The organism is Stenotrophomonas sp. PFBMAA-4 (genome assembly GCF_030053215.1).
Classification (GTDB): Bacteria; Pseudomonadota; Gammaproteobacteria; order Xanthomonadales; family Xanthomonadaceae; genus Stenotrophomonas.
The window spans coordinates 70,565-86,497 of record NZ_JASGBW010000003.1; the positions used below are offsets into that span (position 1 = coordinate 70,565).

14 protein-coding genes are annotated in these 15,933 nt (G+C 67.7%); 1 reads left to right on the forward strand and 13 read right to left on the reverse strand.

Annotation, left to right across the window (positions count from 1 at the left end; genetic code table 11):
• Positions 1–162: 162 nt before the first annotated feature.
• Entirely contained in the window at positions 163–3,249 is a 3,087-nt protein-coding gene (locus QMZ26_RS02915) for a TonB-dependent receptor (RefSeq protein WP_283220524.1), read from the forward strand.
• 142 nt (positions 3,250–3,391) lie between these two features.
• Here the strand turns inward: QMZ26_RS02915 and QMZ26_RS02920 are convergent, their stop codons facing one another.
• The 13 genes from QMZ26_RS02920 to hisG all read right to left on the reverse strand — a co-directional run bounded on the left by QMZ26_RS02920 (position 3,392) and on the right by hisG (position 15,900).
• Positions 3,392–3,931 (reverse strand): hypothetical protein, encoded by a 540-nt coding sequence (locus tag QMZ26_RS02920; protein ID WP_283220525.1) that lies wholly within the window; start codon positions 3,929–3,931, stop codon positions 3,392–3,394.
• Between the two features lie 245 nt (positions 3,932–4,176).
• Entirely contained in the window at positions 4,177–4,914 is a 738-nt protein-coding gene (locus QMZ26_RS02925; protein ID WP_283220526.1) for a copper homeostasis protein CutC, read from the reverse strand.
• Entirely contained in the window at positions 4,911–5,909 is a 999-nt protein-coding gene (locus QMZ26_RS02930; RefSeq protein WP_283220527.1) for a N(4)-(beta-N-acetylglucosaminyl)-L-asparaginase, read from the reverse strand. The genes QMZ26_RS02925 and QMZ26_RS02930 overlap by 4 nt, the downstream gene beginning before the upstream one ends.
• Before the next feature lie 56 nt (positions 5,910–5,965).
• Positions 5,966–6,973 carry a glucokinase gene (locus QMZ26_RS02935; protein ID WP_192851844.1) on the reverse strand — a complete coding sequence of 336 codons (1,008 nt, stop codon included), beginning with the start codon at positions 6,971–6,973 and terminating at the stop codon, positions 5,966–5,968.
• Positions 6,974–7,131: 158 nt separating this feature from the next.
• Positions 7,132–8,721 carry a calcineurin-like phosphoesterase family protein gene (locus QMZ26_RS02940; protein ID WP_283220528.1) on the reverse strand — a complete coding sequence of 530 codons (1,590 nt, stop codon included), beginning with the start codon at positions 8,719–8,721 and terminating at the stop codon, positions 7,132–7,134.
• Positions 8,722–8,825: 104 nt separating this feature from the next.
• The gene (gene hisIE / locus QMZ26_RS02945) at positions 8,826–9,446 is read right to left on the reverse strand and encodes a bifunctional phosphoribosyl-AMP cyclohydrolase/phosphoribosyl-ATP diphosphatase HisIE (RefSeq protein WP_079221709.1); all 621 of its coding nucleotides are present in this window, start codon (positions 9,444–9,446) and stop codon (positions 8,826–8,828) included.
• Positions 9,436–10,212 (reverse strand): imidazole glycerol phosphate synthase subunit HisF, encoded by a 777-nt coding sequence (gene hisF / locus QMZ26_RS02950; RefSeq protein WP_108746585.1) that lies wholly within the window; start codon positions 10,210–10,212, stop codon positions 9,436–9,438. The genes hisIE and hisF overlap by 11 nt, the downstream gene beginning before the upstream one ends.
• Positions 10,206–10,940, reverse strand: coding sequence for a 1-(5-phosphoribosyl)-5-[(5-phosphoribosylamino)methylideneamino]imidazole-4-carboxamide isomerase (gene hisA / locus QMZ26_RS02955; RefSeq protein ID WP_108759351.1), 735 nt, complete (start codon positions 10,938–10,940; stop codon positions 10,206–10,208). Before hisA ends, hisF begins: the two co-directional genes overlap by 7 nt.
• Positions 10,937–11,539 carry an imidazole glycerol phosphate synthase subunit HisH gene (gene hisH, locus QMZ26_RS02960; protein WP_200731762.1) on the reverse strand — a complete coding sequence of 201 codons (603 nt, stop codon included), beginning with the start codon at positions 11,537–11,539 and terminating at the stop codon, positions 10,937–10,939. Before hisH ends, hisA begins: the two co-directional genes overlap by 4 nt.
• On the reverse strand, positions 11,536–12,609 hold the full coding sequence (hisB, locus tag QMZ26_RS02965; RefSeq protein ID WP_283220529.1) for a bifunctional histidinol-phosphatase/imidazoleglycerol-phosphate dehydratase HisB: 1,074 nt from the start codon (positions 12,607–12,609) through the stop codon (positions 11,536–11,538). The genes hisH and hisB overlap by 4 nt, the downstream gene beginning before the upstream one ends.
• The gene (gene hisC, locus QMZ26_RS02970; RefSeq protein WP_283220530.1) at positions 12,606–13,700 is read right to left on the reverse strand and encodes a histidinol-phosphate transaminase; all 1,095 of its coding nucleotides are present in this window, start codon (positions 13,698–13,700) and stop codon (positions 12,606–12,608) included. The genes hisB and hisC overlap by 4 nt, the downstream gene beginning before the upstream one ends.
• A complete protein-coding gene (hisD, locus tag QMZ26_RS02975) occupies positions 13,697–14,992 on the reverse strand; it encodes a histidinol dehydrogenase (RefSeq protein ID WP_283220531.1) in 1,296 nt (431 codons plus the stop codon). Before hisD ends, hisC begins: the two co-directional genes overlap by 4 nt.
• Positions 14,989–15,900, reverse strand: coding sequence for an ATP phosphoribosyltransferase (hisG, locus tag QMZ26_RS02980; protein ID WP_200731766.1), 912 nt, complete (start codon positions 15,898–15,900; stop codon positions 14,989–14,991). Before hisG ends, hisD begins: the two co-directional genes overlap by 4 nt.
• Positions 15,901–15,933: the final 33 nt, after the last annotated feature.

Here is a 15,933-nt window from a genome sequence, read left to right on the forward strand (position 1 = left end):
GGATTCAGGGGATGGCCCGGCGTTGGAGACCGGAACAAGTACGTACCCGAGCACCAGCGCGCCGCACCAGGCAGCCGCGCGGCTCAAGCAAAATCGGCATCACACATTAGATCGATTCAAGTTCCGCGTCAGTCACCGGATCAATCCAGGAGAGAGGGAGAGATGGCAATCAAGCATTCAACTCGTACGCACGGCCGCGACACGTTGTCGCTCGCCGTCGCGCTGGCACTGGCCGCAGCCGTCGCGCCCCTCGGCGCCGCTGCCCAGCAGGCCACCGCACAGCCGACCACCGGCAGCAGTGATGCCACCACCCTGGACAGCGTCCAGGTCACCGGCTACCGCTACGCCATCGAGAAGAGCCTGCAGCAGAAGCGCGACGCCAATGCCGTGGTTGAAGTGATCACCGCCGAAGACGTTGGCAAGTTCCCTGACAAGAACGTCGCCGATTCGCTGCAGCGCGTGCCAGGCGTGGTCATCACCCGCGACGGCGGCGAAGGCAAGAGCGTCAGCGTGCGTGGCCTCGATCCGGATCTCACCCTGACCCAGTTGAACGGCAACTACATCGCCACCTCCGAAACCAATGACGAGGCCAGCCGTTCGTTCAACTACACCCTGCTGCCGTCGAACATGCTGTCCAGCGCAGAGCTGTTCAAGTCGCCGGAAGCACGCATCGACGAAGGCGGCATCGGCGGCACGGTCATCCTGCACACCCGCCGCCCGCTGGAGATGGAATCCAACTCCGGCTACGTCACCCTGGAAGGCGTCTCGTCCGATACCCACCAGGACGTCGACCCGCAGGCGTCGGCGCTGTACTCCTGGCACAGCAAGGACGAGCGCTTCGGCGTGCTGGTCGGCGTGACCCAGCAGAAGCGCACCAGCCGCACCATGGAAGTGAGCACCGAGAACTACCAGTGGTACGGCACCGACGTCGACGCGCGTGATGTCAACGGCAACGCCCTCACCCAGGGCGGCATCAACTACTGGTGGGGCAACTCCGGCTTCAACGACCAGTTCGGCCACAACTACAGCGACTTCTTCATGCCCACCTCGGTGAACTTCGCCGTGAAGGAAGAGAAGCGCGAGCGCAAGGGCGGCCAGCTGACGTTCCAGTTCAAGCCGATCGACAACCTGACCCTGACCGCCAACTACTTCCGCTTCCAGCTGGACGGCGATTATTCGCAGAACATGCTGAAGGTTCCCGAATGGAACATGGCGCGCTACAACGGTGACGGCAACTGGGCCGGCGGGCGCCTGCTCAACGGCCTGACCTTCGATCCCAGCGGCACGGTGGTCACCGGTGCGCAGTTCGAGAAGCTGCCGGGCAAGGCCTACTACTGCAGCGAAGACGAAGCCGCCGCCGCCGGCCTGGCCCCGGGTGGCTGGGGACCGGACGACTGCACCATTCCGACCCCGCAGCTGACCGGTGGCTACAGCCGCGAAAAGGCGCTGTCGCAGACGGCCGACCTGACCATCGACTGGGACATCAGCCCGCTGTGGAAGGCCTCCTTCAGCGGTGGCCGCACCTGGTCCGAGGGTGGCCCGTCGATGAACTTCCGCATGTCGGCCAAGCCGCGCCGCCGCGTCAACGGCGTATGGGAGTCCGGCAACCAGTACACCGCATGGGACCTGACCGGCACGCCGACGCTGACCGTCTCGCCGAACCTGCAGGAGGTGCTGATGAATGGCATCGCCGAGGTCGACACCGGCTCGACCGATTCGTCGTGGATGCAGACCGAAGTCAAGCAGAACCACTTCCAGGCCGACGTCACCAAGATGTTCGAAAGCGGCTGGCTGGACTCGATCCAGTTCGGCGCCAAGTACCGTGACGGCAAGGTCCACCGCAACACCGGCAACACCTACTGGGTGTGCCAGGGCGCCGACCCGACCGACTACGACAGCCGCTACCAGGCGGGCTGCGACAACACGGCCGGCATCGCCCAGCCGGGCTTCTTCCTGTCCAACCCGATCAGCGGCATCGCCGGTGGCTTCAACGCGAACGTGTTCCCGGGCATCAACTTCCCGGCCTACATCGACCACCTGAACAATACCTACGGCCAGTCGTACAACCGCGTCGAGGACGACTTCGTCTACAACGTCAACGAGAAGATCTACTCGGGCTACTTCCAGGCCAACTTCCGTACCGAACGCCTGCGCGGCAACGTCGGCGTGCGCGTGGTGCGTACCGAGCAGTTCGCCCAGTCCAGCGATTCCATCGAACGCTTCAACGACTACTTCCTGGACAACGCCTCCGGCGCACCGATGTCCTGCGATGATCCGGCGGCAGCGGCCTACCCCACCTACGGCTGCGAAAGTGGTTTCGTGCGCCTGCCCGACAACCTGGCCCGCGAGAAGAGCTTCGAGCTGATCGGCTCGGACCGCACCTATACCGACGTGCTGCCCAGCTTCAACATCGCCTGGGACATCACCGACAACCTGGTCCTGCGTGGCGCAGCGTCGAAGGTCGTGGCTCGCCCGAGCTACACCAGCATCGCCGCACCGGGCAGCCTGAGCTACTACAGCCCGGAGTACGTCAATGACCGCCGCGTTGCGGGCGGCGCACCGACCGAAGGCTGGGCAGGCAGCGGCAGCAACAAGAACCTCGAAGCCTTCAAGGCCACCCAGTACGACCTCGGCGTGGAGTGGTACTTCATGCCGGGCGCGGTCGCCGGCGTCGGCCTGTTCCGCAAGGACATCAGCAACTTCACCGTGCCGATCGTGCGTGACGTGCAGATGGAAGTCGGCGGCGAGATGGTGACGGTGCAGAACTACAGCACCCAGGCCAACGGCCGTGACGCAGTGTCGCAGGGCGTGGAAGTGTACGGCCAGTACACCTTCGATTTCGGCCTGGGCGTGCAGGCCAACTACACCTACAACGACACCAACCTGGCCTCGATCGAGCTCAATGGTGAGAACCTCGGCGCATCGCCGCTGGTGGGCAGCGCCAAGAACCAGGCCAACCTGACGGTGTTCTACGAAACCGACCGGTTCCTGGCCCGTGCGTCGTACAACCGTCGTGGTGAGGTGGTCGGCGGCCTGGTCAATGGCATGACCCAGTACACCGAACCGTACGACCAGCTGGATCTGAACGTGGCCTACAACTTCACCGAAGCGCTGACCTTCACCGCCTCGGTGCTAAACGCCACCAAGTCCGAGCAGCGCATCTACCTGGGCAACGACACCCAGTCCCGCCTGATCTCCAACCTGTACTCGGGCCGACAGATCTACTTCGGCGCCACCTACAAGTTCTAAGGTTCCAAACAACGGTCCTCCACGGCAGCCACGCTTTTACAGGTGGCTGCCGTTCTTTGTTGTGCTCGACCGCGCGCAGGCCATGTAGAGCCGAGCCCATGCTCGGCTTGGCAAGCACTACGTGTTGGACAGCAGTCTTGACTCACTCTGCTTCAGCGGTAGAGGCCTGCAGAAAGAAATGGCCATTCCGAATCAGATATCTGCGTTTGAACGCGCCGCCCTGCCCCGTGTCGGCCCACGAAATGGTCAGCTCGTCAGCGAGCAGGACAACCGACGAGAAGTCGAACTCGCTACCTGCGCACCCCGTCTCCTGACTCGCAAGCGACAACGATTGAAGGCAACTGCTGACCAACGTTCTGATGCGCTCAACAGGCACCAGTTGGCCCACATCGTAGACACTCAGGTAGATCTCGCGCCCAGCCCCACAGAACCCCATTGGACTCGCAGCTCGCGAATCAAAGACGTGATAGATGAGCCGAAAATGGCGATTCCCGATGACGTACGGGCGGCTATCGACAAATGCCCCCCGCGCTTCGGGATCAAGCGCCACGCCGGGCACGGAGGTGCCTGCCGGGTTGGAAGCATCCGCAGCGAACCACACCCACGGCGCAGGAGACGCGCGGCCGGCACCGCTCGCACTGATGGGCATCAGAATGACCAACAACAGAAACAGGTAATGCATGCAGTGGCGTTCATCGTCGAGGAGCCATTGTCTCCAGTGTCGGCAATGCCCCCCATTGCCACCACGCGCAAGTCCCGCCGGCATGGGTTTTCAATCACATACGGGCTGTGCCACCGGATCGGCGCAGGCCGGATGCGACACACAGCGCGTCCAATGCTCTTCGTGTAGAGCCGAGCCCATGCTCGGCTGCTGTTGTTCTGCGCATAAAGCAGCCGAGCATCGGCTCGGCTCTACAGAAAACCGGGTTACCGCGCGGCGTCCAGCGCCTTGCGCAATGCCGCCACCGTCGCGGTGCTGGTCTGGCTCCAATCCGGGTCAAGCCCGCGTAGCACTGGGTTCTGGAACTGCATGTCCGAGCGACGCAGGCCCTTGGCCGAGGCGTGCAGTTCGGTGCAGCCGGTCTGCCGGGCCACGGTAGCCACGTTGGACGGGACCAGGCCCGCGCCCGCCATCACACTGATGCGGCCCGCGGCCTGGTCCACCAGCGAGGCCAGCACCTTGCTGCCCGCCTCGGCGCTGACCTGCCCGCCCGACGTCAGCAGCCGCTGGCAACCCAGGCCGACCACCTGCTCCAGCGCCGCGGACAGATCACGGGTGGCATCGAACGCGCGGTGGAAAGTGACCTGCAGCGGCCCGGCGGCCTGCACCAGCTCACGGCACAACGGCAGGTCGATATCGCCCTGCGCATCCAGTGCGCCGACCACCACGCCATCGCAGCCGAGCGCGCGGCACTGGGCGATGTCACGCAGCATCAGCTCGGTTTCCAATGCGTCGTAATGGAAATCGCCGGCACGCGGGCGCACCAGCACGAACAGCGGAATGGTCAGCCGCTCGCGGGCCATGGCGATGCTGGCAAACGACGGCGTGGTGCCGCCCTCGGCCAGGTTGTCGAACAGTTCGATGCGGTCTGCACCACCGGCCTGCGCGGCAAGCGCCGAGGCCACCGAGTTGCTGGCGATTTCCAACCCCAGGCGCGCGCTCACGCCTGGGTGCTCGTGTAGATCGACGGCGAATCGCGCAGGTCATCCTGGCGCTGCGCATCGCACACCGCGTAGACGAAGCCGCGATGCAGCGCGTACGCGCCCACTTCGCCCTGCTTGTTCATTGCCAGGAAGCAGACCTGCAGCGTTTTGCTGGCCTCAGGGCGCTTGCGCACCACCCGATCGATCGCCTCGCGGCAGGCCTGTGCAGGCGTGCGTCCCTGGCGCATCAGCTCGACCACCAGGAACGACGCAGCATTGCGGATCATCTCTTCACCCACGCCCGAGGCCGTGGCTGCGCCCACCTCGTTGTCCACGTACAGGCCGGCACCGATGATCGGGCTGTCGCCGACCCGGCCGTGCAGCTTCCAGGCCATGCCGCTGGTGGTGCAGGCACCGGCGAGGTTGCCCCTGGCGTCCAGCGCCAGCATGCCGATGGTGTCGTGGTTGTCACTGTTGCCGGGGAGGGCGCGGCGTTCGGCGTTGATCTGCGGCTGGTACTTCTCGGTCTTCAGCCACTCGCGCCAGGCCGCCTCGGCCTGCGGGGTGAGCAGGTGCTGGCGCTCGAAGCCCTGCTGCACCGCGAACTGCTGCGCGCCCTCGCCCACCAGCAGCACGTGCGGGCTGTTCTCCATCACTTTGCGGGCCACCGACACCGGGTGCAGGATGTCCACCAACGCGGCAACCGCACCGCAGCGGCCGTCGCCATCCATGATGCTGGCGTCCAGGCTCAGCACGCCGTCGCGATCAGGATTGCCGCAATGGCCGACGGTGGGGTTGCACAGCTCGCTCTCGGCCCAGCGTGCGCCGGCTTCCACCGCATCCAGTGCACTGCCGCCGCTGCCCAGCACTTTCCACGCCGCCTGGTTGGCGGGGACGCCGAAATCCCAGGTTGAAACGACCTTCGCTCCGCCCTGCGTGCGTGCCTGTACGCCCGGCATTGCCGCCATGCCTGCGGCCAGTGCTCCGGCCTGCAGGAACTGCCTGCGATCCACCATGTTCGCCTCCGTCGTCCGATCCGCCGCCGGCAGGCTGCCAGCCGCCTTCTTGGTTGCTATGCCGGCCTGCGCGCCGCGTGCCAGACGGCTGCGCCCAGCACGCCCAGCTGGCCGTGCTCGACGCGCCACACCGGCACCTGCCGCAGCACGTCGGTCAATACACCCTTGTTGAGGAAGCGCTCGCGGAAGCGGCCATCGGCAAGGAAATCCTGCACGTGGGCAGAGATGCCACCGGCCAGGTACACCGAGCGCGCACCCACGGCGATGGCCGCATCACCGGCCAGGCTGCCCAGCCACGCGCAGAAGACCTGCAGGGTTTCCACCGCCAGTGCATCCTCGCCGCTGCGGGCCGCACCGATCAGGGCCTCGGTGCTGGTCCACTGCGGCGTCACGCCCCGCAGCTCGCACAGGCACGGGTAAAGGTTCATCAGGCCACTGCCGGACAGCACGCGCTCGTTGTCCACATGCGGCCAGCGCTGCAGCAGCTTGCCCAGCACCTGCAGCTCCAGCGCATTGCCGGCGCCCAGTGCGGCGTGGCCGATCTCGCTGGCCAGCACCGGGCGCTCGCCATCGGCAAAGCGCAGCGCAGCGCCCAGGCCGGTGCCCGCGCCCAGCACCAGGGCGGGGAACGCCTGCGCCGGGTCCGCATCACCGTTCAACGGCACCAGCGTGTCGGCCTGCAGGTAGGGAATGGCCAGCGCCACTGCCTCGAAATCGTTGATCAGCTGCAGTTCCTGCAGGCCGGACTGCGCCCGCGTGGTGGACAGCGAGACCGTCCACGGCAGGTTGGCGTTGATCAGCACATCGCCATCGAGCAGCCCGGCGATGGCCACCACGGCCGTACCGACCGGCTGCGCCAGGCTGGCGGTGAAATCGGCCAGGATCGCGGCCAGGCTCGGATGATCGGCACAGGCGTAGGTGCGGTAGCTGCCAAGCCGCGGGGTCTGCCCCGGCATGGTCTCGGCCAGCGCCAGGCGGGCAAAGGTGCCGCCGACATCGGCCACCACCAGGCTGCGCGAGTCACCACCGCGGATGGCACTGTTGCCAGCGGTGTTGCTGGCCAGATCGGGAATAACCGGGGACGCTGCTGCAACGTTCACACTGGCCTGCTTGAATCGATTGAATCGTGTCGATTCTCAGGCATTGACCGCGCTTTGCCAACGCTGCTTTGCCAACGCTGTGGGACCGGGTGCAGTCGATCCTGCACCCGGCCCGAGCCCCATCAGGGCTGCGCCGCCTGCAGGCTGTAACGGGTGGTGGCGGTGAACACCGCACCGTCAGGCTGGGTCGAGCGTACCTCCACCTTATGGCTGCCCACCTCGAGGTTGGTCGGCAGGGCACCACGCCACAGGTGCGGCGATGCGGTGGCCTCCGGCGAACGATCATAGCCGCGCAGCGCGTCGGCCGTGTCATCAGCCACGTTCTCGACCAGCAGGCGCGGATCCGGCTGGCTGACCTGCTTCATCGGCTGCCACGCGCCGCCGTCGACACGGAACTCGACCACGCTGGTGTCCTCGCCCATGTAGACGTTGGCGTACACGCCCCACGCCGGGTAGGCGCCCTGGCGCAGCACCTTCGGCGCATGCAGGCCGATCTGGTCGCTGACCGGGGCACCGGCCACGCGGTACTGCAGGCGGTAGCTGCCGTTGCCGGCCACGTCCAGCAGCGCGTAGCCCTTCGGCGTGCCATCGCTCATGGTGCTGTCCGGCACGCCCGCCGCGTTCTTCACGCCCGACCAGAACGCGCCGCAGTTGGCACCGACGTTGTACTCATGCAGTGGCTTCTCACCCTGCCAGCCCTCGGCCTTGCCGTGGTAGACGTGCTGCTGGGTGTGGCTGTGGCCGCTCAGCACCAGCACGTTGCGGAAATCCTTCAGCAGGTCGAACAGGCGCTGGCGATCGGCGTGGCGGAACGTCTCGCGACCGGGTGCGGCATCGAACAACGGGATGTGCATGCCCAGCACCAGCAGGCGGTCCTTGTGCAGGCCCTTCAGGTAGCTGGCGAGGAAGGCGAACTGGTCTTCGCGCAGGCCACCGACGTACTTCGGCTTGGCGTTGGGGTCGTACACCACGTCATCCAGGAACACGAAGCTGGCGCCGCCCTCCTCCACCGCATAGGTGTCCGGGCCGTAGATGTTGCGCCAGCTGTCCAGCGAGTGGTCGTCGTTGGCGGCGTCGAAATCCAGGTCATGGTTGCCCGGCACATGGAACCACGGCACGTCCAGCTGGGTGGTGACCTTGTTGATGGCCGGGTACAGGGCCAGATCGTCGTTGACGATGTCGCCCAGGGTGGTGCCCAGGCGCGCCTTCGTCTGGCCCACCAGTGGTGCCACGATGGACTGCTGGTAGTAACCGATGTCCTTCAGGGTGGCCGTCTGCGAATCGGTGAACACCAGCATCTGGAAGCCGCGGCGGCTGTCATGGCGGTCGGACTGCAGGGCGAAATCCCAGCCGCGGTCCGCTGCCCCGGTGGCGGCGATGCCACCGTACTTCAGCGCCGGCGATCCATCCGGACGGTAGTGGCGCCAGAACGTGGGCAGGCCATCGGCCGCCTTCGGGAACGAGTACGCATCCGGCTTGATCACGAACACCGTCTGCCCGTCGCGAACCGGCAGGCTGTAGCTGCCATCGGCGGCGGTCTTGACGATGGTTTCGCCATTGGAGACCTGCACCCCGGCCAGGCCCGGGTCGGTCGCGCCGCGGCCGGGCTTGCCGTCGCGTTCAAGATAGACCTTGCCGCTGACCACCGTGTCGGCGGCCCAGGCCGGCGAAGTCAGCAACAGGCAGCACAGCCAGGCGGCGGGCAGTTTCATGGGGGCGGTCCGGGGAAGAAAGACCGCCCATTGTAGATTCCGTTGATGACATCGCGCACGCGGTGTCGCCCGGTAGGTGCGGACCGTTGGTCCGCACGCCCCCCTCAACGATGGCGCATTTCCAGTACCGCCCGCGCATCATCCAGCGACAGCCCCCGCGCGCGCAGCAGCACCAGCAGGTGGTACAGCAGGTCGGCCGACTCGCCCAGCAGGGCCTCGTCATCCTGGGCGACGGCAGCCAGCGCGGTTTCCACGCCCTCCTCGCCCACCTTCTGCGCGATGCGGCGGATACCACCTTCGAACAACGACGTGGTGTAGCTGCCTTGCGGGCGCTGTGCTTCGCGCACTGCCACCAGCTGGCCCAGGCCGCCCAGGAAGTCCTTCGGCGCGCCATCGAAGCAGCTTTCGGCACCGGTGTGGCAGGTCGGGCCAGCCGGGCGGGCCAGCACCAGCACGGTGTCGGCATCGCAGTCCACGCTGATCGACTGCACCGCCAGCACGTGGCCGGACTGCTCGCCCTTGGTCCACAGGCGCTGCTTGCTGCGGCTGTAGAAGGTCATGTGCCCGGTCACCTGGGTGATGTGCAGCGACTCGGCGTTGACATAGCCCAGCATCAGCACCTGCAGGGTGTCGGCATCCTGCACCACGGCTGGCAGCAGGCCATCGCCCTTGGCCCAGTCCAGCGATTCCAGCGCCTGCGGCGACGGGCGTACTTCAATAGACATCTCGAACCTCGATCTGCTGTTCGCGCAGGTAGCGCTTCAAATCCGCAATGGCAATGGCACCGCTGTGGAAGACGCTGGCGGCCAGCGCACCGTCCACGTCGGCCTGGTCGAAGGCCTGCGCGAAGTGCTCCATCGCACCGGCACCGCCGGAGGCGATGAGCGGGACGTTGCACACGGCCCGCGCCTGGCGCAGCTGTTCAACATCGTAGCCACGGCGCACGCCATCGCTGTCCATGCAGTTCAGTACGATCTCGCCGGCGCCGCGGCGCTGCGCCTCGGCAATCCAGTCCAGGGTGCGCAGCGGCACGGCCTGGGTCTTGCTCGGGTCGCCGGTGAAGCGGCGCACGCGCCACTGGCCATCAGCCTCGCGCACCGAGTCGACGCCGACCACCACGCACTGCACGCCGAATTCACCGGCCAGCTCGCTGATCAGCTCGGGGCGCCCCAGTGCGGGCGAATTGATCGATACCTTGTCCGCACCGGCGAACAGCACGCGGCGCGCGGTTTCAACGCTGTCGATGCCGCCGGCCACGCAGAACGGGATGTCGATCAGGCGCGCGATGCGCTCGATCCAGGCCACGTCCACCGAGCGTGCCTCGGGGCTGGCGCCGATGTCATAGAACACCAGCTCGTCGGCCCCCTGGTCGCGGTAACGCTGGGCCAGCTCGGCGATGTCGCCCATGTCGACGTGGTCGCGGAACCGCACGCCCTTGACCACGCGGCCATCGCGCACGTCCAGGCAGGGAATGATGCGACGGCTCAACATGCCAGTGCCTCGCCCAGGTCCATGCGCTGTTCCAGCAGCGCCTTGCCGAGGATGGCACCGCCACAGCCGGCGGCCCGTGCTTCGGCCACGTCGGCTACGTCGCGGATGCCACCGGAGGCCTGCACCGCCACGCCCGGCAGCAGCGCCGACAGGTGCGTGTAGAGGCTGATGTTGGGGCCGGCCAGCATGCCGTCGCGGGCGATGTCGGTGCACAGCAGGTGGCGCATGCCTGCCCGCGCGTAGCGCTGGGCCAGGTCGTCGAGGGTCACCCCGGCATTCTCGGTCCAGCCGTGTACCGGCAGCTGCCACTGGCCCTGCGCGTCCTGGCGGGCATCCAGGGCAACGGTGATGCGCTCGGCGCCGAACTCGTCCAGCCAGCCCAGCACTTCATCGGGGCGGCGCACGGCCAGCGAGCCGACCACCACGCGGTTGGCGCCGGCATCGAGGATGCGTGCCACGTCGTCACGGCCACGCACGCCGCCACCGGTCTGCACCTGCAGGGGCGTGTGCTGGCGGATCGCCGCCAGCAGCGGCGCCAGGGTGTAGCCACCGGCACGCGCAGCGTCCAGGTCGACCAGGTGCATCCACTGCGCACCCTGCGCGGCAAAGGCCTGCGCACGCGGCAGCGGGTCGTCGCCGTAGGAGGTTTCCTGCGCGTAGTCGCCCTGGCGCAGCCGCACCACGCGGCCTTCGCGGATATCCAGTGCGGGGTAGACGGTGAAACTCATGCAGCAGTGCCCTCGAGGAAATTGCGCAGCATCAGCGAACCGGTATCGCCGGAACGCTCGGGGTGGAACTGGGCGCCGAAGTAGCGGCCCTGCTCGATCACGGCAGTGAACAGGCCACCATGGTCACAGGCGGCCACGGTATGGGCGTTCAGCGGCGCGGCGTAGCTGTGCACGAAATAGGCACTGGATCGGTCCGGCACGCCCCGCAGCAGCAGCGAGGGGCGCAGCGCCAGCAGCCGGTTCCAGCCCATGTGCGGCACGCGGATGCCACAGGCCGGCACCAGCTTGCGGACCACGCCGGGAATCAACCCCAGGGTGTCCACGCCGGCTTCCTCTGAACGTTCGAACAGCAGCTGCATGCCCAGGCAGATACCCATCAGCGGCACCTCCAGGCGGCGCAGCGGCTCGACCAGCCCCTGTGCATGCAGGCGCTGCATGCCCGGTGCGGCCGCACCGACGCCGGGCAGGATCACCCGCTGTGCGCCGGCCAGGCCATCGGCATCGCGCACCAGGCGCACGCTCGCGCCCAGCCGCTCGAGTGCGTACCGCACCGAACCGAGATTGGCGCCGCCGGCATCGATCAGAGCGACTTCAGTCACAGCGCCCCCTTGGTGGTCGGCAGCGCGGTGCCCTGCCGGGCCAGGGCCGGGCGCAGTGCGCGCGCCAGCGCCTTGAAGCAGGCTTCCACCTTGTGGTGATCGTTGTCCCCACGCACCTGCAGGTTGAGATTCAGCCCGCTTGCATCGCACAGCGAACGGAAGAAGTGCGGCACCAGCTCGGTCGGCATGTCGCCCACCCGCTCGCGCTTGAACTCGCCTTCGAACACGAAATACGGCCGGCCGCTGAAATCCAGCGCGGCGCTGGCCAGCGTCTCGTCCATCGGCAGGGTGAAGCCGTAGCGGCCGATGCCACGCTTGTCACCGAGCGCCTCGCGCAGCGCCTGGCCCAGGGCCAGCCCGGTGTCTTCGATGGTGTGGTGCTCGTCGATGTGCAGGTCGCCCTCGGCCTGGATGTCCAGGGCGAAGCCGCCGTGCTTGCCGATCTGTTCCAGCATGTGGTCGAAGAACGGCAGGCCCGTGGAGATGTGGGCATCGCCAGCACGGTCCAGGTCCAGTTCGACGCGGATCTTCGTTTCCTTCGTGTTGCGCTGGACCACGGCGGTACGCGGTGCGTCGGCCAGCGTATGGGCGATGCCCGCCCAGTCCCACTCGCCGCCGAACTGCTCGGTGCGCAGCTGGAAGCCGCGGATGTTGAGGTTGTCGGCGAACTGCAGATCGGTGATGCGGTCGCCGACCATGCCCGAACGCGCCCAGTCGATGCTGCGGTCCTGCAGGTAAGCGGTCATCAGGCCGATGCCCGGCTTGCGGGTGGGCGCGTTGTCCTGCGGCCAGCTGCAGTCCACCAGCACGTCACGGAAGCGGATGCCCTGGCTTTCGAAGATCTGCAGCATCAGGTCATTGGGGCCGTCGAAACTGGCGCGCGGATAGCTTTCGCTGCCCAGGCCGTCCTGGTTGGTGACGATCACGAACTGGTAACCGGCGTCGCGCAGCTTCAGCAGCGCCGGGATCACGTGCGGCACGAAGCGCAGCTTCTCGTAGGCGTCGATCTGGAAGTCGGCCGGCTCTTCGATGAGGGTACCGTCGCGGTCGATGAACAGGATGGGGGTCATGCAGCAGCCCTCCGGGCCGACAGGGCCGCGAGCACGCGGTCGTTCTCTTCGGGGCTGCCGATGCTGATGCGCAGCGCATCGCCCAGCTGAGGCGCGGCGCGCTGGTCACGCACCACCACTCCGGCAGCCAGCAGCGCATCGAAGGCGGCCTGCGCATCGGCGAAGCGGACCAGCAGGTAGTTGCCGGACGAGCGGTACACGCGGCGCACGCCGGGCAGACCCGGCAGGGCGGCGGACAGGCGCTCGCGCTCGGCGATGACCGTGGCCACGCGTTCGGCGGTACGCACAAGGGCAGCCGGTTGCAGCGCCTGCACGGCCAGCTCGGCGCACGGCGTCGGCACCGGGTACGGCGCCTGGCAACGGCGCAGCACGGCGATCAGCTCCGGCGCGGCAATGAGGGTGCCGATGCGTGCCGCAGCCAGTGCGTGCGCTTTGGACAAGGTACGCAGCACCGCGAGGTTGGCATGCGCGTCCAGCAGCGTGGTCGCCGAGGCACGCTGCGCGTATTCGACATAGGCCTCGTCAACCACCACCAGCGCCTGCCCACGAAGTGCAGTCGCCACGCGTTCGATCTCGGCCAGGCTGATATCGCTGCCCGCCGGGTTGGAGGGCGCGCACAGGAAGACCAGCCTCGCACCCTGCTGCCGTGCCGTGCGGATGACCGCATCGAGATCGGCGCGCAGGCCGTCCTCGCCATCGACCAGCGGCACGTCGATCAATGGCGCGCCCTGCAGGCGCGCGCAGACGGCATACATGCCGAACACCGGCGAGGTCACCAGCACGCCATCGCGACCCGGCACGCACAGGGTGCGCACCAGCAGATCGATGGCCTCGTCGCTGCCACGGCCGACCAGCAACTGCTGCGGCTGCACGCCATACAGCGCTGCCAGGCCTTCGCGCAGCGCCAGCGGCTGCGGCTCGGGGTAGCGCCGGCTGCTGCCGGCAGGATCAGCCGGGTTGGCCCAGGCCGATTCATTGGCGTTCAACCAGACCTCACCCTGCACCGCGGCGCTGCGTGCCGAACTGTAGCCGGCAAACGCCTGCAGGTCCGGGCGCACCAGCGCCAGCACGTCATCGATGCCGGCGCTCATGCCGCGGCCTCCATGCGCAGGGCCACCGCACGTTCGTGTGCGTCAAGGCCTTCGGCGCTGGCGATGATGCGCGCGCAACCGCCGATCGCGGCCAGGCCAGCGGCGCTGGCGCTCTGCACGCTGATCAGATTCTGGAAGCTGGCGACGCTGACGCCGCTGTAGGCGCGTGCGGCACCGGCAGTGGGCAGCACGTGGTTGGTGCCGCTGCAGTAGTCGCCCAGTGCCTCGGGGGTGTAATCGCCAAGGAACACCGAGCCAGCGGCCTGCACCTGGCCCAGCCAGTCGCGCGGCTCGCGCAGGGCCAGGATCAGGTGCTCGGGGGAGTAGCGGTTGCTGATCGCGAAGGCATCTGCCAGCGCATCCACCTGGATCAGGCGCGAGGCCGACAAGGCTTGGCGTGCGATGTCCTGGCGCGGCAGCAGTGCGACCTGGCGCTCCACTTCCGCCTCGACCGCAGCGACCATCGCGGCATCGTCGGTCAGCAGCAGCACCTGCGAATCCGGGCCGTGCTCGGCCTGTGACAGCAGGTCAGCCGCTACGAACGCCGGATTGGCACCGGCATCGGCGATGACCAGCACTTCCGAAGGACCGGCCGGCATGTCGATGGCGGCGGCGCCGTCCTGTGCGACCTGCTGCTTGGCTTCGGTGACGAAGCTGTTGCCCGGCCCGAACAGCTTGTCGCAGGCCGGAATACTGGCCGTACCGTAGGCCATCGCAGCGATGGCCTGGGCACCGCCCAGCTTGAACACGCGCTGCACGCCGGTCAGGCGCGCAGCCACCAGCACCGCCGGATCGGCCGTGCCATCGGTGCGCGGCGGCGTGCACAGCACCACCTGCGGGCAGCCGGCCAGTTGCGCCGGCACGCCCAGCATCAGCGCGGTGGACGGCAGCGGCGCACTGCCGGCCGGCACGTACAGGCCGACGCGGCCGATCGGCCGCAGCATGCGTTCGCAGACGACGCCGGGCGCGGTTTCCACCGAATAGCCCTTGCCCATGCCCGCTTCGTGGAAGCGCGTGATGCGCTCGGCGGCTTCGACCATGGCCTGGCGCAGCTCGGCCGGAACGGCGGCCTCGGCGGCGGCAAATTCGGCATCGCTGACTTCAAACGATGTCAGTTCGACCCGATCGAAACGGGCGGTGATGGCGCGCAGCGCCTCGTCACCCTGCGCGCGCACCTGTGCGATCAGCGCAGCCACGGCATCCCGGGTCTGCTGTGCCACCGTCTGCACCGGGCGGGTCAGCGCCGCGCTGCGCGCGGCTTCATCAAGTTGCGACCAGATCAGACGATTCATGCCAGCGACCGCTCCACGCTCAATACCATCAGGCCCTGTGCGCCGGCGCGCTCCAGTTCTTCCATGCGCTGCCAGGTCAACGGGCCCGGGCACATGGTCTGCAGGCGCAGTGCACCGCCATCTGCAGGCAAACGCACCAACGGTTCGGCATCGGCCAGCAGCTGCGCCAACGCATCCACGCGGTCTTCGCTGGCACGGAACATCAGCAGCTTGCGGTCCTGCTTCTGCACCACGCCGTCCAGGCGCCGCAGCAGCATGCTGCGCAGCCCGGCACGTGCGTCGTCGGGCACGCGCACCGCACCGGCCAGCACGGCTTCACTGTCCAGCAGGTTGTGCACCGGGGTGAGCTGGTTGGCACGCAGGGTGGCGCCGCTGGACACGAGGTCGCAGATCAGCTCGGCGGTGCCCAGGCGCGGGGCGATTTCCACCGAACCGGAGAGCTCGACCACCTGTGCGTCCACGCCCTGATCGGCCAGCCACTGCTTGAGGATCGCCGGATAGCTGGTGGCGATGCGCGTGCCGGCCAGCTGCGCCGGGCCTTCCCACTGCCATTCCTCGGGCACGGCCAGCATCAGCCGGCACTGGCCGAAGCCGAGCCCGCGCAGGGCCTGATAGGCGTCGGGCAGGCCGATCTGGCGGCGCGCGGCGGCCTGTTCGTCCAGTTCGTTGCGGCCGACGATGCCAAGGTCGCAGACGCCATCGGCGATCAGGCCGGGGATGTCGTCGTCGCGCACCAGCAGCAGGTCCACCGGCAGCGATTCGCCGTAGCAGAACAGCTTGTCGCGGCTTTCGCGCCAGCTCAGGCCGCAGGCGCTGAGCAGGTTGCGGGCGGGTTCGGCCAGACGGCCACTCTTCTGGATGGCGATACGCAGCCGGTCTCGCGCCGGCGCTGCCTGGGTTGCACTCATGGGGGAGGTCTCGAAGTTCGGTACGGGGCGCGG